General features: G+C 63.4%; 18 protein-coding genes and 1 rRNA gene. 4 read left to right on the forward strand and 15 right to left on the reverse strand.

From position 1 onward, the window contains the following. Window positions 1-152: 152 nt before the first annotated feature. Together CAF70_RS23015 and CAF70_RS23020 are read left to right on the forward strand one after the other, a co-directional pair. Window positions 153-1,430, forward strand: a complete 1,278-nt coding sequence (locus CAF70_RS23015) for a Zn-dependent hydrolase (protein WP_085626744.1) — start codon at window positions 153-155, stop codon at window positions 1,428-1,430. Window position 1,431: 1 nt separating this feature from the next. Beyond that, complete coding sequence (locus CAF70_RS23020) at window positions 1,432-2,841, forward strand: amidase (RefSeq protein ID WP_085626746.1); 1,410 nt, start codon at window positions 1,432-1,434, stop codon at window positions 2,839-2,841. A gap of 114 nt (window positions 2,842-2,955) precedes the next feature. On the opposite strand, the gene thiO is transcribed toward CAF70_RS23020, so the two are convergent. From thiO to CAF70_RS23045, 5 genes are read right to left on the reverse strand one after another with little or no spacing between them, the layout of a single operon-like run. Beyond that, on the reverse strand, window positions 2,956-4,053 hold the full coding sequence (gene thiO / locus CAF70_RS23025) for a glycine oxidase ThiO (RefSeq protein ID WP_085626748.1): 1,098 nt from the start codon (window positions 4,051-4,053) through the stop codon (window positions 2,956-2,958). A 54-nt stretch (window positions 4,054-4,107) separates the two neighbouring features. Further along, window positions 4,108-4,497, reverse strand: coding sequence for a type IV pilin protein (locus tag CAF70_RS23030; RefSeq protein ID WP_085626750.1), 390 nt, complete (start codon window positions 4,495-4,497; stop codon window positions 4,108-4,110). Window position 4,498: 1 nt separating this feature from the next. Continuing rightward, window positions 4,499-4,963: a hypothetical protein gene (locus tag CAF70_RS23035; protein ID WP_085626752.1), complete on the reverse strand. Its 465-nt coding sequence runs from the start codon at window positions 4,961-4,963 to the stop codon at window positions 4,499-4,501. Next, window positions 4,960-5,601 carry a PilW family protein gene (locus CAF70_RS23040; protein WP_085626754.1) on the reverse strand — a complete coding sequence of 214 codons (642 nt, stop codon included), beginning with the start codon at window positions 5,599-5,601 and terminating at the stop codon, window positions 4,960-4,962. The genes CAF70_RS23035 and CAF70_RS23040 overlap by 4 nt, the downstream gene beginning before the upstream one ends. After that, window positions 5,598-5,780 (reverse strand): prepilin-type N-terminal cleavage/methylation domain-containing protein, encoded by a 183-nt coding sequence (locus CAF70_RS23045; RefSeq protein WP_085626756.1) that lies wholly within the window; start codon window positions 5,778-5,780, stop codon window positions 5,598-5,600. The genes CAF70_RS23040 and CAF70_RS23045 overlap by 4 nt, the downstream gene beginning before the upstream one ends. Before the next feature lie 109 nt (window positions 5,781-5,889). Here CAF70_RS23045 and CAF70_RS23050 point away from each other — a divergent pair, with 109 nt between their 5' ends. Then, window positions 5,890-6,405: a GspH/FimT family pseudopilin gene (locus tag CAF70_RS23050; RefSeq protein ID WP_085626758.1), complete on the forward strand. Its 516-nt coding sequence runs from the start codon at window positions 5,890-5,892 to the stop codon at window positions 6,403-6,405. Between the two features lie 133 nt (window positions 6,406-6,538). Here the strand turns inward: CAF70_RS23050 and ispH are convergent, their stop codons facing one another. The 6 genes from ispH to murJ form a co-directional block, all read right to left on the reverse strand. Then, complete coding sequence (ispH, locus tag CAF70_RS23055; protein WP_085626760.1) at window positions 6,539-7,486, reverse strand: 4-hydroxy-3-methylbut-2-enyl diphosphate reductase; 948 nt, start codon at window positions 7,484-7,486, stop codon at window positions 6,539-6,541. A 14-nt stretch (window positions 7,487-7,500) separates the two neighbouring features. Next, window positions 7,501-7,938: an FKBP-type peptidyl-prolyl cis-trans isomerase gene (gene fkpB, locus CAF70_RS23060; protein ID WP_003258215.1), complete on the reverse strand. Its 438-nt coding sequence runs from the start codon at window positions 7,936-7,938 to the stop codon at window positions 7,501-7,503. Continuing rightward, window positions 7,931-8,446, reverse strand: coding sequence for a signal peptidase II (gene lspA, locus CAF70_RS23065; RefSeq protein ID WP_085626762.1), 516 nt, complete (start codon window positions 8,444-8,446; stop codon window positions 7,931-7,933). Before lspA ends, fkpB begins: the two co-directional genes overlap by 8 nt. Beyond that, window positions 8,439-11,270 carry an isoleucine--tRNA ligase gene (ileS, locus tag CAF70_RS23070; RefSeq protein ID WP_085626764.1) on the reverse strand — a complete coding sequence of 944 codons (2,832 nt, stop codon included), beginning with the start codon at window positions 11,268-11,270 and terminating at the stop codon, window positions 8,439-8,441. The genes lspA and ileS overlap by 8 nt, the downstream gene beginning before the upstream one ends. After that, on the reverse strand, window positions 11,267-12,217 hold the full coding sequence (gene ribF, locus CAF70_RS23075; RefSeq protein WP_085626767.1) for a bifunctional riboflavin kinase/FAD synthetase: 951 nt from the start codon (window positions 12,215-12,217) through the stop codon (window positions 11,267-11,269). The genes ileS and ribF overlap by 4 nt, the downstream gene beginning before the upstream one ends. Before the next feature lie 118 nt (window positions 12,218-12,335). Beyond that, window positions 12,336-13,874 (reverse strand): murein biosynthesis integral membrane protein MurJ, encoded by a 1,539-nt coding sequence (gene murJ, locus CAF70_RS23080; protein ID WP_085626769.1) that lies wholly within the window; start codon window positions 13,872-13,874, stop codon window positions 12,336-12,338. Window positions 13,875-14,124: 250 nt separating this feature from the next. Between murJ and rpsT the strand changes: the two genes are divergently transcribed. Then, window positions 14,125-14,403: a 30S ribosomal protein S20 gene (rpsT, locus tag CAF70_RS23085; protein WP_003247625.1), complete on the forward strand. Its 279-nt coding sequence runs from the start codon at window positions 14,125-14,127 to the stop codon at window positions 14,401-14,403. 255 nt (window positions 14,404-14,658) lie between these two features. On the opposite strand, the gene CAF70_RS23090 is transcribed toward rpsT, so the two are convergent. From CAF70_RS23090 to rrf, 4 genes are all read right to left on the reverse strand, one after another. Then, the gene (locus CAF70_RS23090) at window positions 14,659-16,959 is read right to left on the reverse strand and encodes a PqiB family protein (protein ID WP_085626771.1); all 2,301 of its coding nucleotides are present in this window, start codon (window positions 16,957-16,959) and stop codon (window positions 14,659-14,661) included. Continuing rightward, entirely contained in the window at window positions 16,952-17,575 is a 624-nt protein-coding gene (locus CAF70_RS23095; protein ID WP_085626774.1) for a paraquat-inducible protein A, read from the reverse strand. Before CAF70_RS23095 ends, CAF70_RS23090 begins: the two co-directional genes overlap by 8 nt. Further along, complete coding sequence (locus CAF70_RS23100) at window positions 17,562-18,221, reverse strand: paraquat-inducible protein A (RefSeq protein ID WP_085626776.1); 660 nt, start codon at window positions 18,219-18,221, stop codon at window positions 17,562-17,564. Before CAF70_RS23100 ends, CAF70_RS23095 begins: the two co-directional genes overlap by 14 nt. A 272-nt stretch (window positions 18,222-18,493) precedes the next feature. Then, window positions 18,494-18,609: ribosomal RNA gene (rrf, locus tag CAF70_RS23105) — 5S ribosomal RNA — on the reverse strand. Between the last annotated feature and the right edge of the window lie 50 nt (window positions 18,610-18,659).

An 18,659-nucleotide genomic window follows, 5' to 3' on the forward strand; every position in this document is an offset into this window, starting at 1 on the left:
CCAGACCTTGTTTACCTGTGCCGGCCTCTTCGCGGGTAAACCCGCTCCCACAGAGACCTCACTGTCTTCAGGCCGGTGATATCCCTGTGGGAGCGGGTTCACCCGCGAAGAGGCCGGTACACACAACCCAGTCATTTCAGGAGAGATGAACCATGAACACCCGCATCGATCCCTCGCAGCACCTGCTCGGCCAGGGCCCGCTGGTCAACCGCGAACGCCTCTGGCAATCGCTGATGGACCTGGCCCGGCTCGGCGCCACCGCCAAGGGTGGCGTATGCCGCCTGGCCCTGACCGACCTCGACCGCCAGGCCCGCGACCTTTTCGTGCGCTGGTGCGAAGAAGCCGGCTGCACTGTCAGCATCGACGCAATCGGCAACATCTTCGCCCGCCGCCCCGGGCGCAACCCGGCGCTGCCGCCGGTGATGACCGGCAGCCACATCGACACCCAACCCACCGGCGGCAAGTTCGATGGCTGCTACGGCGTCATGGCCGGCCTCGAGGTGCTGCGTACCCTGAACGACCTGAACCTGACCACCGAAGCGCCGCTGGAAGTGGTGGTGTGGACCAACGAGGAAGGCTCGCGCTTCCCGCCATGCATGATGGGCTCGGGGGTGTTCGCCGGCAAGTTCGGCCTGCAAGAGACCCTGGCCAAGGTCGACGACCAGGGCCTGTCGGTAGGTGCGGAGCTCCAGCGCATCGGTTACGCCGGCCCGCGCGTGCCCACCGGGCATGCCGTCGGCGCCTACTTCGAGGCGCATATCGAACAGGGCCCGGTGCTGGAAGACCAGCGCACCACCATTGGCGTGGTCCAGGGCTGCCTGGGGCAGAAATGGTACGACCTGGTACTGACCGGCGTCGAGGCCCACGCCGGCCCCACCCCGATGCACCTGCGCAAGGATGCCCTGGTCGGTGCCGCCGAGGTGGTAGCTGCGGTCAACCGCGTGGCCCACGCTCACCAGCCGCATGCCTGCGGCACCGTCGGCTGCCTGAACCTGCACCCGGGCTCGCGCAATGTCATCCCGGGCCAGGTACAGATGACCATCGACCTGCGCCACCTCGACCCCGAGCACCTCGCCGCCATGGTCAGCGAGGTGCTTACGGCCATTGAAACCAGCACGGCGAAACACGGGCTGAGTTTCGAGCTGACGCCAACCGCCGACTTCCCGCCGCTGTACTTCGCCGAGCAGTGCGTTGACGCCGTGCGCCAAGGCGCGCGGGAACTGGGCCTGAGCCACATGGATATCGTAAGCGGCGCCGGCCACGACGCGATCTTCCTCGCCGAACTGGGCCCCGCAGGGATGATCTTCGTGCCCTGCGAGGGCGGCATCAGCCACAACGAAATCGAAAATGCCGCGCCACAGGACCTGGCCGATGGCTGCGACGTGCTGCTGCGCGCCATGTTCCAGGCCGCCAATACGGGGGCCCGTTGAGATGACCCGGAAAACCGCGATTGGCGAGTTCACCGCCGTCGAACTGCTCGAGTTGTACCAGCGCCGCCAACTGTCCCCGGTCGAGGTGATCGACGATGTGCTGGCGCGCATCGACCTGCACAACCCGGCGGTCAACGCCTATTGCCATGTCGACGGCGAAGGTGCCCGCGCCGCCGCACGCGCCAGCGAACAGCGCTGGCAGCGTGGCGAGCCCTGCGGTCGGCTGGATGGCGTACCCGCCTCGATCAAGGACCTGACCCTGACCCGGGGCATGCCCACCCGCAAGGGCTCGCGCACCACCTCGGGCGCCGGCCCGTGGGAAGTCGATGCGCCCTTCACCGCCTTCATGCATGAAGCCGGTGCTGTATTGGTGGGCAAGACCACCACGCCGGAGTTCGGCTGGAAGGGGGTGACCGACAACCCGCTGTACGGCATCACCCGCAACCCCTGGGATACCCGGCTGACCGCTGGCGGCTCGTCCGGTGGTGCCGCAGCTGCAGCCGCACTGAACCTGGGCGTGCTGCACCAGGGCAGCGATGCCGGTGGCTCGATCCGCATCCCGTGCGCCTTTACCGGCACGTTCGGCATCAAACCGACCTTCGGCTACGTACCGCAATGGCCCGCCAGTGCCATGACCGTGCTGTCGCACCTGGGGCCGATGACGCGCACCGTCGACGATTCGGTACTGATGCTCGACTGCGTCGCCCGCCCCGATGCCCGTGACGGGCTGGCCGGCGCCCCCCGGCAGGCGCCGTGGCTGGGCCAGGAGCAGGACTTGAGCGGCCTGCGCATCGCCTATAGTGCCAATTTCGGTTACGTGCAGGTCGACCCGCAAATCCAGGCGCTGGTGGCCCAGGCCGTGCAACGCCTGGCACGGCTGGGCGCACAGGTTGAGGAAGTCGACCCGGGGTTCAGTGACCCGCTGGAGACGTTCAATACCCTGTGGTTTGCCGGCGCGGCGCGGTTGGCCAGTGCGTTCAACGATGAACAACGGGCGCTGCTTGACCCAGGGCTGCGCTGGATTGCCGAACAGGGGTTGCGGACCAGCCTGGGCGAATACACCCAGGCCCTGGAGGCTCGGGCAGAGTTGATCGCCAGGATGAATGCCTTCCACCAGCGCTATGACGTGCTGGTATCGCCGATGCTACCGCTGGTGGCATTCGAGGCCGGGCACAATGTGCCGCCTGGGTCGGGGATGGCGCAGTGGATGGAGTGGACGCCGTTCAGCTACCCCTTCAACCTGACCCAGCAACCGGCGGCTTCGGTGCCGTGCGGGTTCACCCGCGAGGGGTTGCCGGTGGGGCTGCAGGTGGTGGCCGGGCGCTTTGCCGATGAGCAGGTGCTGCGGGTGTGCAAGGTGTATGAGCAGCATTACCCAAGCCGGCACTTGCAAGCCCCCATTACCGGCTGAAATATCTACTGGCCGCTCCGGCCCTTTCGCGGGTAAACCCGCTCCCACAGGGATCGCACAGTTTTTAAAACCTGTGATGTACCTGTGGGAGCGGGTTTACCCGCGAAGAGGCCCTCAGCTCAAGCGCCCGGCTGGCGCATACGGCGCCGGGTCAATGATCGGCTCTGCCCCGGTCAACAGGTCGGTAAACAGCTGGCACGAAGCCGGCGCCAGCACCAGCCCGTTGCGGTAATGCCCGCAGTTCAGCCACAACCCCGCATGCCCCGGCACCGGCCCGATGTACGGAATACCTTCCGGCGACCCCGGCCGCAGCCCGGCCCAGTGCGCCACCACCTCGGCCCCTTCAAGCTCAGGCAATAATTCCACCGCCGACGCCTTCAGGCTTGCCAGCGCGTCCTCGGTCGGGGTCTTGTCATACCCGGCATGCTCCAGCGTGCTGCCCACCAGAATATGCCCATCACGCCGCGGGATCGCATAGCGCCCCTTGGCCAGCACCATGCTCGGCAGGAAGTCTTCGCCGCACTTGAACAAAATCATCTGGCCCTTCACCGGCTCAACCGGCAGCTCAAGGCCAAGCGTGCGCAGCAGGTCGCCACTCCAGGCGCCGGCACTGAGCACCACTTCATCCGCCGCCAGCACACCACCTGCCGTCTGCACACCGGTCACGCGGCCGCCTTGCTGGACGAAACCGGTAATCTGGCAGTGCTCACGCAAGGTCACGTTGGGCAACGCCAGCAACGCAGCCTTGAGCGACTTCACCAGGCGCGGGTTACGCACGTTGGCCACGCCGGCCATGTAGATGGCACGCCTGAAGCCTGGGCCCAGCACTGGCACTGCGTCATAGGCCGCCGAGATATCCACTGCACTCAACGGCCGCTGCTCGCGCTCGGCCCAGGCCAGCGCTTCGGCCTCATCATCCAGGTCGAGCCAGTACAGGCCGGTGGTGTGCACTTCCGGGTCGACGCCGGTACTGCCGAACAAGCGTTCGCCCAGCTGTGGATAAAAGTCCTGCGACCAGTGTGCCAAGGCAGTCACGGCCGGGCTGTAGCGCCACGGGTACAGCGGCGAGACGATGCCACCGCCGGCCCAGGACGACTCGCGGCCGACTTCACCTTGGTCACACACCACCACCTGCCCGACCTTCGCCGCCAGGTTGAATGCTGTCAGCAGGCCGATCACCCCGCCGCCGACCACCACTACTTGCTTGCTCATCTGTCGATCCAACACCTGAAGTAAATCCGCGATGCACCGGGCATCATTCAACCTTCAGCTTCCCCAACAGTGCACGCCGTCTTCGACGGCACCCGGATTGCGCCGCACGCCGGCCTGGTCAAGCTGGAAATCGCCACAGCGGTCCTGCGCCATCAGCCCGCCCGGCAGCCGCCGGGCGTGCAGCGTGAAGGTGTCGCTGTCGCGCCGGGCCTGCAGGCTGTAATAGCGGGTACCGTCGGGCATGGCCGGGTCGCCCTCGGCGTATTGGCCCGTGCTTGCACGGTGGCGCTCCAGGCGCAGGGCGGCATCATGCAGCAGGCCAACCACTTCGCTGCGCGCGGCTCGCCGTAACTGGTCGTTGTAACTGGGGTAGGCAATGGCTGCCAGAATGCCGGTCACGGCCAGTACAATCAACAACTCGATCAGGCTCAAGCCTTGCTGCATGTCAGTCTCCTCGCAATCTCTGCCGCCAGGCAATGCGCCGGGTTGTGTCGCCGGCCACTGCGTAGACGGCTTCCAGTACATGCCGTGACTGGATTTGCCGGCTGACGGCAGTTATCCGGAACAGGGTGACCTGCTGCCCTTCCGGCATGTGTGCGGCGCGAGTGCTGGGGCCCAGGTTCTGTATATGGAAGTAACCGGATGCCGTGTGCTGCCACTGCCCCGACAGGTCGTGCGGCCGGGTTGGTGGAGGGCACGCCGTGCATGGATCAGGGGGGGCCCGATCAAGTTCGCTCGCCCCCGCCTGCAAGGTTGCCTCAGCCTCTTCAAATGCCAGCAGGCCACCATGCATGTCGCCGGCCCTACGTGTTTCAACCACAGCTTCGCGCAAGGCCGAGGCCGCCAGCAAACCTAGCAGCAGGCTCAACACCAGCGCCAACAGCAACACGACACCGCGTTGACGCTTCATGGTCCCGGTACCGGGTTGCGCAACGCCACGCTCAGTTCATGATGTTGCTCGAGCCTGAGCGTGGGCTCGTATAACGTCAGGGCAATATCTACCCGCTCTCCATGCGACGTTTGCACACGTTCGAAACGCGCCGCTCGCACATTCTCTACCAACGGCTGAAAGTGTTTTCCTCGCTTGAACTTCAGCGTATTGCCCTGAAGCTGATAAACATATTTGCTAATGGGGTACGCCAACGGGTATCGCTCATCGCGCTCGGATTGCACAACCACCTCCCCGATACAGTCCGTCTGCAAAAGCCAGTCACTCTTGCCAGCCTGTCCGGGCAACTCTGCCACCACCAGGCTCAGGGTGCCGGTATCAACATCCAGCGGGCGGGCGAACGCCAGCTGAGCGCCCGACGCCTTGAAGTCGCGAGGCGCAATCCGCAGGCAACCAAACATCCCCGCCATACGGATATCCTGCGCCATGCGCAGCAATGCCAGCCGCGCCTCATCCTGCATGCGCACTGCTGTGCCTTGCAGGCGCCAAGCCTGGTGAGCAGAGACGAAGAGCTGGCTGGCCGCCGCCAGCAGCATCAACCCGATGGACAGCGCCAGTGTCAGCTCAAGCAAGCCGAAACCACCCTGGCGGCGCCTCACCGCCTGCTCCGTTCATGCTCACTGTGCGTTGCGATCGCCGCCTGCCCATCGCGGCGCGCGCTGTCGCTTGCCTGCAATGCCTGCAGTTGCAGGCCTGCCGCTGCGAACATGCCCACGCCCACGACCAATATGGCCAATAACACTTCGAGGAGCGTCATGCCCCGTTGCCTGGCGTACATCCCTGCACCTCCTGCGACTTTTCCCGCAATGGCATTGAACCCGGGCGACTGGACCGCTTGTCCAACGACCGTGAAGCTACAGCCAAGCACTTCCAGGGAAGAATGCACGGTGAAGCAACGGGGTGTAACACTGATACAAATGTTGTCGGCCTTGGCGGTGGCCGTATTGCTGACTCAGCTCGGCATGCCGGCCTACGCCAGGTTGAGCGATGACCTACACAGGGCGGCGGCTGCGCGTGACCTGGCGCAGACACTGCGCAGTGCGCGCAGCCATGCCATGCTGCAAAGCCAGCCGGTGCTTGTGCAGGCGCTGGATGGCAATTGGGGTAATGGTTGGCGGGTAATGCTGGAGCATAACCAGCAGGTGCTGCGCGAGCAGCGTCTTTCACGGCCGCTGAAGATCACCAGCAATGGCGGCGCACAACTGAAGTTCAGTGCGCAAGGGGTGCCGCTGGGGCCGAACAACAATTGGTTTGGTTCAACGATGGAGGTTTGCGAGCGCTTGACCGCAACTAGCCAGTATCAAGTGGTGCTGGCATCAACTGGCAGGGTCAGGGTGCTTACGGGAGAGCCAAAAGACTCCCAATGCAAAAACGCCATTAACAGGTCGGCGCGGTCACTGTAGGAGCGGCCTTGTGTCGCGAAAGGGCCGCAAAGCGGCCCCGGCAATACCAGCTCCAACGCTGAAATCCTGGGGCTGCGTTGCAGCCCTTTCGCGACACAAGGCCGCTCCTACAGACGTGCCCCCGAAAGCGCGATCAGATCAGCGAGCGAACCCGCAGCTCTTTGGGCATTGAGAAGGTGATGTTTTCCTCCCGCCCATCCAGTTCTTCAGCACCGCTGGCGCCCCAGGCCTTTAGCTGCTCGATCACGCCACGCACCAGCACTTCGGGGGCAGAAGCACCGGCGGTAATGCCAATTCGCGCCGCCTGGTCGAACCAGCCACGTTGCAGGTCCTCGGCACCGTCGATCAAATAGGCCGGGGTGCCCATGCGCTCGGCCAGCTCGCGCAGGCGGTTGGAGTTGGAGCTGTTCGGGCTACCCACCACCAGTACCACGTCGCACTCGTCCGCCAGTTGCTTGACTGCGTCCTGGCGGTTCTGGGTGGCATAGCAGATGTCGTCCTTGCGCGGGCCACCGATGTTCGGGAAGCGCGCACGCAGGGCGTCAATGACACGGCTGGTGTCGTCCATCGACAGCGTGGTCTGGGTAACAAAGGCCAGGTGGTCCGGGTCGCGCACCTGCAGGTTGGCAACATCTTCCTCGTCTTCGACGAGGTAGATGGCACCGCCGTTGCTGGCGTCGTACTGGCCCATGGTGCCTTCGACTTCCGGGTGCCCTTCGTGACCGATGAGAATGCACTCGCGGCCGTCGCGGCTGTACTTGGCCACTTCGATGTGCACCTTGGTCACCAGCGGGCAGGTGGCATCGAACACTTTCAGGCCACGGCCAGCGGCTTCCTGGCGCACGGCCTGGGAAACGCCGTGGGCACTGAAGATGACGATGACATCGTCCGGCACCTGGTCCAGCTCTTCAACGAAGATGGCACCACGGTTGCGCAGGTCTTCTACCACGAACTTGTTGTGCACCACTTCGTGACGCACATAGATCGGCGGGCCGAAGACTTCCAGCGCGCGGTTGACGATCTCGATCGCCCGGTCGACCCCCGCGCAGAAGCCGCGAGGGTTGGCGAGTTTGATTTGCATGCTCGGCTCCAGGCTTACAGGGCCTTCACCTCGAGGATCTCCACCTCGAAGGTCAGGGTCTTGCCAGCCAGTGGGTGATTGAAGTCGATGGTCACCTGGTCGTCGTCGAACGCTTTGACCACACCCGGCAGCTCGGTGTTGGCGGCGTCGTTGAAGATGATCAACAGCCCTTCGGACAACTCCATGCCCTCGAACTGGGACCGCGGCATGACTTGCACGTTCTGCGGGTTGGGCTGGCCGAAGGCGTTCTCCGGGGCCACCACGACGGTACGCTTGTCACCGCCCTTGAAACCGAACAGGGCGTTCTCGAAACCTGGCAGCAGGTTGCCATCGCCGACCTTGAAGGTGGCAGGGGCCTTGTCGAACGTGCTGTCGACGGTGTCGCCGTTTTCCAGGTGCAGCGCGAAGTGCAGGGTGACTTCGGTGTTCTGGCCGATACGGGTGTCAGTCATGGACCGGATCCTCGGACTTCTTGCTCTTGAACATATCCAGCGCCAGCATCACCGCACCAACGGTGATGGCGCTGTCGGCCAGGTTGAAGGCCGGGAAGTAATGGCGGTTCTGCCAGTGCACCAGGATGAAGTCGACCACATGGCCGAGCACAACGCGGTCGTACAAGTTGCCGATCGCGCCACCCAGCACCAGCGCCAGCGCCACGGCCAGCCAGGTCTCGTTGCGCCCCAGGCGCTTGAGCCAGACCACCAGCACGGCACTGACCGCCACGGCAATCAGGGCGAACAGCCAGCGCTGCCAGCCGGAGCTTTCCGCCAGGAAGCTGAACGCCGCACCGGTGTTGTAGGCCAGGGTCCAGCTGAAGTAGTCAGGGATAACGACAACCTGCTGGTACATGGTCAGGGCATTGTTGAAATACAGCTTGGTGGCCTGGTCGAGGACCAGTACCACCAGGCTCAGCCAAAGCCATGCAAGGCGCCCGAAGCGCCCCGCTACAGGGTTAGGCATAGTGGCGCACCTCGCCGGAACCGCTCAGGTTGTCGACGCAACGGCCGCAGATTTCCGGGTGCTCCGGGTGGCTGCCGACGTCGGCGCGGAAGTGCCAGCAACGGCCGCACTTGGCGTGACCGGACTTGACCACTTGCAGCTTGAGGCCCTCCACTTCGGTGGCCACGGCTTCGGCCGGCGCCTGTGCGAATGGCACTACGCTGGCGGCCGAGGTGATCAGCACGAAACGCAGCTCGTCGCCCAGCTTGCCCAGGTCGGCACTCAGGCCTTCGTCGGCGTACAGGGTGACTTCGGCCTGCAGGTTGCCGCCGATGACCTTGGCGGTACGCTGGTTTTCCAGCTCCTTGTTGACCGATGCCTTGACGGCCATCACGCGGTCCCAGTAGGCGCGGTCCAGCTCGGTGCCTTCCGGCAGCTCGCTCAGGCCCTCGTACCAGCCATTGAGCATCACCGACTCGTTGCGCTCGCCCGGCAGGTACTGCCAGATTTCGTCGGCGGTGAACGCCAGGATCGGCGCGATCCAGCGCACCAGCGCTTCGCTGATGTGGTACAGCGCGGTCTGGCAGGAACGGCGGGCGACACTGTTGGCGCCGGTGGTGTACTGGCGGTCCTTGATGATGTCGAGGTAGAAGCCGCCCAGTTCCTGCACGCAGAAGTTGTGCACCTTGGAGTAGACGTTCCAGAAACGGTACTCGCTGTAGTGCTCTTCCAGTTCGCGTTGCAGCAGCAAGGTGCGGTCCACCGCCCAGCGGTCCAGCGCCAACATGTCTTGCGGGGCCAGCAGGTCGCGGGCCGGGTCGAAGCCGGACAGGTTGGACAGCAGGAAGCGTGCAGTGTTGCGGATACGGCGGTAGGCGTCGGCGCTGCGCTGCAGGATCTGCTCGGAAACGGCCATTTCACCGGAATAGTCGGTAGCGGCTACCCACAGGCGCAGAATGTCGGCACCCAGGGTGTTGTTGACCTTCTCCGGCTCGATGGTGTTGCCCAGCGACTTGGACATCTTGCGGCCGTTCTCGTCCACGGTGAAACCATGGGTCAGCAGCTCGCGGTACGGCGCGTGGCCGTCGATGGCGCAACCGGTCAGCAGGGACGAGTGGAACCAGCCGCGGTGCTGGTCGGAACCTTCCAGATAAAGGTCGGCACGCGGGCCGGTGGCGTGGCCGATGTCGTGCGAGCCACGCAGCACGTGCCAGTGGGTGGTACCCGAGTCGAACCACACATCGAGGGTGTCGGTGATCTTGTCGTACTGCTCGGCTTCAGCACCCAGCAGTTCGGCGGCGTCCAGCTTGAACCAGGCCTCGATGCCTTGCTGTTCGACGCGCTTGGCCACGGCTTCCATCAACTCGACGGTGCGCGGGTGCAGCTCGCCGGTCTGCTTGTGCAGGAAGAACGGGATCGGCACGCCCCAGTTGCGCTGACGCGAGATGCACCAGTCCGGGCGGTTGGCGATCATCGAATGCAGGCGCGCCTGGCCCCAGGCCGGGACAAACTTGGTGTCCTCGATGGCTTTCAGCGCACGCTCACGCAGCGGCTCGCCGGTGGTCGGCTGCTTGTCCATGCCCACGAACCACTGCGCGGTGGCGCGGTAGATCAGCGGCGTCTTGTGGCGCCAGCAGTGCATGTAGCTGTGGCTGATGGTTTCGGTGTGCATCAGCGCACCGACTTCGCTCAGTTTGTCGACGATGGCCGGGTTGGCCTTCCAGATGAACTGGCCACCGAAGAATGGCAGCGAGTCGACGTATACGCCGTTGCTCTGCACCGGGGTGAGGATGTCGTCGTTGACCATGCCGTAGCGCTTGCAGGTAACGAAGTCGTCTTCACCGTAGGCTGGCGAGGAGTGCACCACGCCGGTACCGGCACCCAGTTCGACGTAGTCGGCCAGGTAGACTGGCGACAGGCGGTCATAGAACGGGTGGCGGAAGTTGATCAGTTCCAGCGCCGAACCTTGGGCGGTGGCGATGACCGAGCCTTCCAGGCTGTAGCGCTTGAGGCACGCCTCGACCAGCTCTTCGGCCAGTACCAGCAGGCGCTCGCCGGTGTCGACCAGGGCGTACTTGAACTCCGGGTGGATGTTCAGCGCCTGGTTGGCCGGGATGGTCCACGGGGTGGTGGTCCAGATCACGATGGCGGCCGGCTTGGCCAGCGAAGCCAGGCCGAAGGCAGCGGCCAGCTTGGCCTCGTCGGCTACCGGGAAGGCAACGTCGATGGTCTGCGATTTCTTGTCGGCGTACTCCACTTCGGCCTCGGCCAGGGCCGAGCCGCAATCGAAGCACCAGTTCACCGGCTTCAGGCCCTTGAACACGAAGCCTTGCTTGACCATTTCGGCCAGGGCGCGGATTTCGCCGGCCTCGTTGGCGAAGTTCATGGTCTTGTACGGGTTGTCCCAGTCACCCAGCACGCCCAGGCGGATGAACTCGGTCTTCTGCCCTTCGATCTGCTCGGCGGCATACTCGCGGCACAGCTCGCGGGTGCGGTCGGCGGACAGGTGCTTGCCGTGGGTGACCTCGACCTTGTGCTCGATCGGCAGGCCATGGCAGTCCCAGCCCGGCACGTACGGCGCATCGAAGCCGGCCAGGGTCTTGGAACGGACGATCATGTCCTTGAGGATCTTGTTCAGCGCATGACCGATGTGAATCTTGCCGTTGGCATAGGGCGGGCCGTCGTGCAGGACGAACTTGGGACGATCCTTGCCAATTTCGCGCAGCTTCTGGTACAGGCCAATGCTGTCCCAGCGCTGCAGGATCTGCGGTTCGCGCTGAGGCAGGCCGGCCTTCATGGGGAAGGCGGTGTCCGGAAGGTTAAGCGTGGCTTTGTAGTCGGTCATTTCAGGCTCTTCGTTAGCGGTTGAGCGTGCCAATGTGCACGTGCGGCGGCGATATCCGCATCGATCGCCGACTTCAGCGCCTCCAGGGAGGCGAATCGCTGCTCTTCACGCAGCTTGTGGTGGAACTCCACCGTCAGGCGCCGGCCATACAGGTCGCCGGCATAATCCAGCAGATGAATTTCCAGGTGCGGGCGCCCGTCACCGGCAACGGTGGGGCGCACGCCGATATTGCCGACACCCGGCCAGGCCTTGCCGTCGATTTCGATGCTGGCCAGGTAGACCCCGGACAGCGGCACGCGGCGGCGCTTGAGCTGGATGTTGGCGGTAGGTGTGCCGAGCTGGCGGGCCAGCTTCTGGCCATGCAGCACGCGGCCGGTGATGCGGTACGGGCGGCCCAGCAGGTGCTCGGCCAGCTCGAAGTTGCCATCGGCCAGGGCTTTGCGCACTTCGGTGCTGCTGACCCGCAGGCCATCCTGGATCACCGTGTTGGCGGCCTCGACGGTGAAACCGTATTGCTCGCCAGCGCCAACCAGGAAGGCGAAGTCGCCGGCACGGTCGCAACCGAAGCGGAAGTCATCGCCCACTTCAAGGTGGCGTACACCCAGGCCGTCGACCAGGATGGCCTTGACGAAGGCGTCGGCGCTGAGCTTGCTCAGGCGCTGGTTGAACGCCAGGCACAGCACCCGGTCGATACCTTCGGCCGTCAGCAGCTCGATCTTGTCGCGCAGGCGGGCCAGCCGGGCAGGCGCGGTGTCGGGGGCGAAGTACTCGCGTGGTTGCGGTTCGAAGATCACCACACAGGTCGGCAGACCCAAGGCCTGGCCGCGCTCGCGCAGACGCGCCAGGATCGCCTGGTGGCCGCGGTGAACCCCGTCGAAGTTGCCAATGGTGGCGACACAGCCCCGGTGCTCGGGGCGCAGGTTGTGAAGACCTCGAACCAGCTGCATAACGCGCTTCTTGCTCATAAAGTGGCCGATTATAACCACACCCGGGCGCCGGTGACAGGCAGCAGCGCCCAAGGGTGGCATGGAATGCGAAAAACCGACGCCTGACCCGCCCGATGCCTCAATGCAAGGCCTTGCGGGCGAAATGCCGGGGCCGGAAGCCGCACAGGTACAGGCAGCCGAAATAGGTCACGACGCCCGCCAGCACCAGAGCCCCCAAGCGCACCAGGCGCTCGAGCATGTTGCCCTGCTCCCAGGCCGGCAGGTAATGCATGCCGGCCAGCAACACCGCCGACATCAGCCCCACCGCCAGCACCAGCTTGATCAGGAACATCGCCCAGCCTGGCTGCGGCTGGAACAGCTGCTGGCTGCGCAGCTTCCAGAACAGCAACCCGGCGTTCAGGCAGGCCCCCAGGCTGATCGCCAGGGCCAGGCCGGCATGCGCGAGCGGGCCGATCAGGGCCAGGTTGAACAGTTGGGTGCAGACCAGGGTGAATACCGCGATCTTTACCGGTGTGCGGATATTCTGCTGCGCATAGAAGCCGGGTGCCAGTACCTTGACCAGAATGATCGCCAGCAAGCCCACGGAATACGCGATCAGCGCCCGCTGGGTCATGGCTGCATCGACGGCCGTGAACTTGCCGTACTGGAACAGCGCCACGGTCAATGGCTCGGCGAGGATGGCCAGGGCCAGGGTGCAAGGCAGCACCAGCAGGAAGCACAGGCGCAGGCCCCAGTCGAGGATCCGCGAGTATTCCTCACGATCCTTGTTGGCGTAGGTCTTGGCCAGGGTCGGCAGCAGTATGGTACCCAGGGCTACCCCCAGCACGCCGGAAGGCAGCTCCATGAGGCGGTCGGCGTAGTACATCCACGACACCGAGCCGGCCACCAGGAAGGAGGCAAAGATGGTGTTGATGATCAGCGAGATCTGGCTCACCGACACCCCGAGTATCGCCGGCAGCATCTGCTTGAGCACCCGCCATACGCCGGCATCGCGCAGATTCAGGCGTGGCAGCACGAGCATGCCGATCTTCTTCAGCGCTGGCAGCTGGTACAGCAACTGCGCCAGGCCACCGGCCAGCACGCCCCAGGCCAGGGCCATGATTGGCGGGTCGAAATACGGCGTGAGCAGCACGGCGAAGGCGATCATCGCCACATTCAGCAGGGTCGGGGTAAAGGCCGGCACCGAGAAGCGGTTCCAGGTATTGAGGATCGCACCGGCCAGGGACGACAGCGAGATCAGCAATATATAAGGAAAAGTCACCCGTAACAGGGCGGTGGTCAGCTGGTATTTTTCGGCGCTGTCGACAAAACCCGGCGCTGTCGCCCACACCACCCAAGGTGCCGCCAGGATGCCGATGGCCGTTACCAGCGCCAGCACCAGGGTCAGCAGGCCGCTGACATAGGCGACGAAGGTACGGGTGGCCTCCTCGCCTTGCTGGGTCTTGTACTCGGCCAGGATCGGCACGAACGCCTGGGAAAACGCACCTTCGGCGAAGATGCGCCGCAGCAGGTTGGGCAGCTTGAAGGCAATAAAGAAGGCATCGGTGGCGATGCCGGCGCCGAATACACGCGCCAGGATGGTGTCACGGACAAAGCCCAGCACCCGCGAAATCATGGTGATCGAGCTTACCGCAGCCAGGGATTTGAGCAGGTTCATCGAAAAGATTCACGCCAAGGGCAGAGGACGCTGCCAGACAGCGTCCGAATGTGCGATACTCCCGCGCCTTCGCAGGGGAGCCAAAAATTCCCGAGTTTACAGGTCGCGCAGCAGAAAGGAATATTTCCCTCTTGTTGGCGCACCGCTCGGCGGAACCTTGCAGGTGGCCTTGACATCCGTCCGACTGATCGGCATGATTCGCGGCCTATTTTGTTTGCTATTTACCTAAAGTCTTTCGAGGAGCTCGACGGTGGCCAACACACCTTCCGCCAAGAAACGTGCAAAACAGGCTGAGAAGCGTCGCAGCCACAACGCCAGCCTGCGTTCCATGGTCCGCACCTACATCAAGAATGTAGTCAAAGCCATCGACGCAAAAGACGCCGAAAAAGCGCAAGCCGCTTACGTTCTGGCTGTGCCTGTAATCGACCGTATGGCCGACAAGGGCATCATCCACAAGAACAAGGCTGCTCGTCACAAAGGCCGTCTGAATGGCCACATCAAGGCGCTGAAAGAAGCTGCAGCTGCCTAAGCGACGCGCTAGTCGAAAAGCCGACCCTAGGGTCGGCTTTTTGTTGCCTGCGATTTGTGCAACATCGCTGCCCCCCCCTGCTGCGACCTGTGCAATATCGCCGATCCGCCTTTGTAGGAGCGGCCTTGTGTCGCGATCGGGCTGCGCAGCAGCCCCAGCAATATCAGCATCGACGCTGAAACCGAGGGGCTGCTGCGCAGCCCGATCGCGACACAAGGCCGCTCCTACAAAAAGCAGGGCCGTGCTTGCCAAATGTTACTTGGCTATCTGAATCTTCGGCGCCCACTGCAGCCATTCATCCTCGGCCTTGTCGAACAAGGCGAATGTCTGCTGCGGCCGTGCCGGGTTGCCCATCTGCTCGCCATCCGGCGTGGCAAAGGCGATACCGCCGTCGATCAACGTCTCCACCGACTCGGTACGCACCGTAGCCCCCTTGAACAGCCCCCAGTCGAAACCGAAGCCACTGCTGTTCCAGAAGCGGCTGCCGCTGCGCACCAGGGCCGCATAGCGTGGCTCGATCAGGATATGGATCAACACGCGGTCAGCGCTCTGGCCCAACTCAAAGCCTGTCACCTTGCCCACCGCTACCTCACGGTAGGTCACCGGCACACCCGGCTTGATCGAGCCACGGCGCGGAGCGCTCAGCGTCAACGGCAGGCCGACTTCAGGCCCTGCCACCTGCGGGGCGTCGGCCAAGGCGATGAAATCGCGCTGTGGCCCACGGTCCTTGGCAGCCGGCTGCACTTCCAGATACTGCCCACCCACCAGAGTGTCGAGGTTCTGCGTGCGCACCAGGCCAAAGGCTGGCTTGACCACCCAGAACTGCGTACCGACCCGGGCGATACGGTCGGCCGCTTCGGTAATGCGCGCCCGCAGCAGCACCGCTTGCAGGTCATCGGTCAGGTCGACGCTTTCGATGCTGCCCACATCCAGGCCACGGAAGCGAATCGCCGTGCCCGGTTTGAGGCCATCGGCACGATCCACACGAATGGTGATCAACGTACCCGCGCGGTTGACCGCGTCCTGGCTGTCATGCAGGCGGAAGCGTGGAATGTGACGCTTGAGCGGCACATCGGGCCGTGGTGTGTCGAACGCGATACCGCCGGCCATCAGGGTCTGCAGTGATTCACTCTTGATCTTGATGCCCGACAGGCCGCCTGTCAGGGTGATACCACTGACATTCCAGAAGCGCGACGAACCATTGACCAGCTTTTCGTACTCCTTCTCGATATGCACACCAATCAGGATGCGGTTGCTGTTGCGCGCGAACTGGTAGCTCTGCACGCTACCCACCTTCACCTGGCGGTACATGACCGGGCTACCAACCTCCAGCGAACCCAGGGTGTCGGCGAACAACACCATGTGCAAGCCTGGTGCCTTGAGGTCGAGCGGCGGCGCCTTGGCGCGGGCTTCGAACTCACGCTCGGGCCGCGCGCCCTTGTCACCAGGGCGAATGGCGATGTAGTTGCCCTTGACCAGCGCCTCAAGGCCGGTGATACCCGCCAGGGAAATCGATGGCTTGACCACCCAGAACTGCGTGCCCTCGACCAGATAATCCTCGGCCAACGGGTCCAGAGTCAGCTCGGCCGACGCACTGGCCAGGTTGTCTGCCATCGTCAGGGATTTCAGCGAGCCCACCTGGATGCCCTTGTACATCACTGGCGTACGGCCCGCCTGCAGGCCCTCGTAATCGCTCAGCTTGACCTTTACCCGGATACCGGCCTGGGCCGCGTCGAAGTCTTCATACAGACGGAACGGCAGGTTCGAGTCTGTGGGTGGGCTGTCCTTGCGGTGTTCCGGTGTGGCAAAGGCGATACCACCGGCGACAATGCTCGACAGCGATTCGCTACGCACTTTCACGCCCGAGAGCGATGCATCGATGCTGACGCCGCTGGCGTTCCAGAAACGCGTGTGCTTACGCACCAGGCTGGCATAGGCCGGCTCGATGAAGACTTTGATCTCGACGGTGCTCTGGTCCTCGGACAGCCGATAGCTTTTAACCCGGCCCACCTGGATCTGCTTGTAGAACACCGGGCTGTCACGGTTGAGCGAGCCCAGCCGCTCGGCCTTGAGGGTCAGGTGCAGGCCGGGCTCGGTGTCCGACAGCGGTGGTGCCACCTTCAAGGCAGTAAAACGCTTGGTGCGCTCCCCCTCCCCCGGGCTGACCGCGATATAGTTGCCTGACACCAGTGTTTCAAGGCCGGAGATACCCGCCAGGCTGACGCTCGGCTTCACCAGCCAGAAACGCGTACCCTTGGTCAGATGCGGCTCGGCAGCCTTGTTCATCTCGATGGTGGCGATCACCCCCTGGTTCTCACCCTTGGCGTCGAGCACCAGGCTTTTGACCTTGCCCACCGGCATGCCCTTGTAAATCACCTCAGTCTTGTTGGCGACGATACCTTCGCCCGACTCGAAGCGGACTTCAATTTCCACACCGGCATCACGGTAAGCCTGCCACGCAAGCCAGCCACCAATCATCAAGGCGATCAAAGGCAGGATCCAGATGGCCGACCAGTTCGAGGCTGGGCGGGTTTTAGCCGTTGGCAGGTCACTCATGGTCGTCATCCGACTCCGTGTTATCCCAAATCAGTCGGGGATCAAAAGTTAAAGCGGCAAGCATTGTGAGGATCACCACAGTTGCAAAGGCTACAGCGCCCAGGTTGGCTTCGACACTGGCTATTCGGCCGAAATTCACCACCGCCACCAGAATGGCGATAACGAAGATATCGAGCATGGACCAGCGCCCAATGAATTCGATGAAGCGGTACATCAATATCCGCTGCCGCGCCGAAAGCGGTTGCCGACGCTGAACGGAGTACAACAGCAAGCCAATGCCCACCAGCTTGAACGTGGGCACCAGGATACTGGCAATGAACACCACGGCAGCAATCGGCAACATGCCATGCTTGAGCAAGGTGATGACGCCGGACATGATCGTGTCAGGGCTGCCTTGGCCCAGAGTGCTCACGGTCATGATCGGTAGCATGTTGGCCGGGATGTACAGGATCGACGCGGCAATCAGCAGCGCCCAGGTACGCGCGATGCTGTTCGGCCGACGGGCATGCACGATGGCGCCGCAGCGTGTACAGGTTTGTGAGGTGCTGCCTGGCTGTTGCCGGTTCAGCTCGTGACATTCATTGCAGACAAGAATGCCTGCATCAATCGCCCGCATGCAGGTCCTCCCCTGATAGCGCACTCCAGATCTGGTGCGGTGACATCACCACTTCGAGCCAAACCTGGATCAGTAACAGGCTGATGAAGCAGAACAGCCCCAGGCCCACGGTCAGTTCGGCAAGGTCCACCAGTTTGACGATGGCCACCAACACGCCCATGAAATAGACCTCGAGCATGCCCCAGTCCCGCAAGTGGTGATAGATGCGGTAGAACAGCAGGCCGAAGTTACGCCCCACGTTCAGGCGGATGCTCAATAGCACGAACAGCTGGCAGAGCAGTTTTGCCAACGGTATGGCCATGCTGCAGAGGAACACCACCACGGCCACACCGCGCATTTGCGAATTGTACAGGCCCAGCACGCCACTCCAGACGGTATCGTCCGACGTCTGGCCAAGCAGGTGCAGCTGCATGATCGGCAGGAAATTGGCCGGCACAAACAGCAGCAAAGCGGTGAGTACCAAGGCCAGGCTGCGGTTGACCACATTGTGCCGATGGGCGTAGAGCTCGTAGCCGCAGCGCGGGCATTGTGCCTTCTCATCATGCTGGAGCACAGGCTTGCGCAGTAGCAGGTCGCATTCGTGGCAAGCGACAAGCTCGTCCAGCGGCAACTGGGCCAGGGTTTCAGGTTCGACAGGATTGGGCATATAGCGCTTCTGAATAGGTGCGTGGGGCTATTCTAGTGTTCTGGCTCGAATTGTGGGAGGAGATCGCCGGTCAGACTGACAGGGTTGCTGGAGCGGTCCCCTGTGGGAGCGGCCGTGGCCGCGAACACCGGCGCAGCCGGTGCCATACACCGCGTCGCCTGCTTCGCGGGCTTGCCCGCTCCCACACAGGGGATTGCGTAGGGCTGGAGATTTTTGCGCCACAAAGACAAAACCCCTACCTGCATGCGCAGATAGGGGTTTTGCGAAATGAATCTTGACGATGACCTACTCTCACATGGGGAAACCCCACACTACCATCGGCGATGCATCGTTTCACTGCTGAGTTCGGGATGGGATCAGGTGGTTCCAATGCTCTATGGTCGTCAAGAAATTCTGTTGCCAGAATGCCTTTTGAACACTCTTGGCTAATTCGGATAT

The sequence above is a fragment of the Pseudomonas sp. B19(2017) genome, assembly GCF_002113165.1.
Classification (GTDB): domain Bacteria; phylum Pseudomonadota; class Gammaproteobacteria; order Pseudomonadales; family Pseudomonadaceae; genus Aquipseudomonas.

Coding starts and splice junctions, on each gene's coding strand:
- CAF70_RS23015 (WP_085626744.1), top strand. CDS start 153: ATGAACACCCGCATCGATCCCTCGCAGCACCTGCTCGGCCAGGGCCCG.
- CAF70_RS23020 (WP_085626746.1), top strand. CDS start 1,432: ATGACCCGGAAAACCGCGATTGGCGAGTTCACCGCCGTCGAACTGCTC.
- thiO (WP_085626748.1), bottom strand. CDS start 4,053: ATGAGCAAGCAAGTAGTGGTGGTCGGCGGCGGGGTGATCGGCCTGCTG.
- CAF70_RS23030 (WP_085626750.1), bottom strand. CDS start 4,497: ATGCAGCAAGGCTTGAGCCTGATCGAGTTGTTGATTGTACTGGCCGTG.
- CAF70_RS23035 (WP_085626752.1), bottom strand. CDS start 4,963: ATGAAGCGTCAACGCGGTGTCGTGTTGCTGTTGGCGCTGGTGTTGAGC.
- CAF70_RS23045 (WP_085626756.1), bottom strand. CDS start 5,780: ATGTACGCCAGGCAACGGGGCATGACGCTCCTCGAAGTGTTATTGGCC.
- ispH (WP_085626760.1), bottom strand. CDS start 7,486: ATGCAAATCAAACTCGCCAACCCTCGCGGCTTCTGCGCGGGGGTCGAC.
- fkpB (WP_003258215.1), bottom strand. CDS start 7,938: ATGACTGACACCCGTATCGGCCAGAACACCGAAGTCACCCTGCACTTC.
- lspA (WP_085626762.1), bottom strand. CDS start 8,446: ATGCCTAACCCTGTAGCGGGGCGCTTCGGGCGCCTTGCATGGCTTTGG.
- ileS (WP_085626764.1), bottom strand. CDS start 11,270: ATGACCGACTACAAAGCCACGCTTAACCTTCCGGACACCGCCTTCCCC.
- ribF (WP_085626767.1), bottom strand. CDS start 12,217: ATGCAGCTGGTTCGAGGTCTTCACAACCTGCGCCCCGAGCACCGGGGC.
- murJ (WP_085626769.1), bottom strand. CDS start 13,874: ATGAACCTGCTCAAATCCCTGGCTGCGGTAAGCTCGATCACCATGATT.
- CAF70_RS23090 (WP_085626771.1), bottom strand. CDS start 16,959: ATGAGTGACCTGCCAACGGCTAAAACCCGCCCAGCCTCGAACTGGTCG.
- CAF70_RS23095 (WP_085626774.1), bottom strand. CDS start 17,575: ATGCGGGCGATTGATGCAGGCATTCTTGTCTGCAATGAATGTCACGAG.
- CAF70_RS23100 (WP_085626776.1), bottom strand. CDS start 18,221: ATGCCCAATCCTGTCGAACCTGAAACCCTGGCCCAGTTGCCGCTGGAC.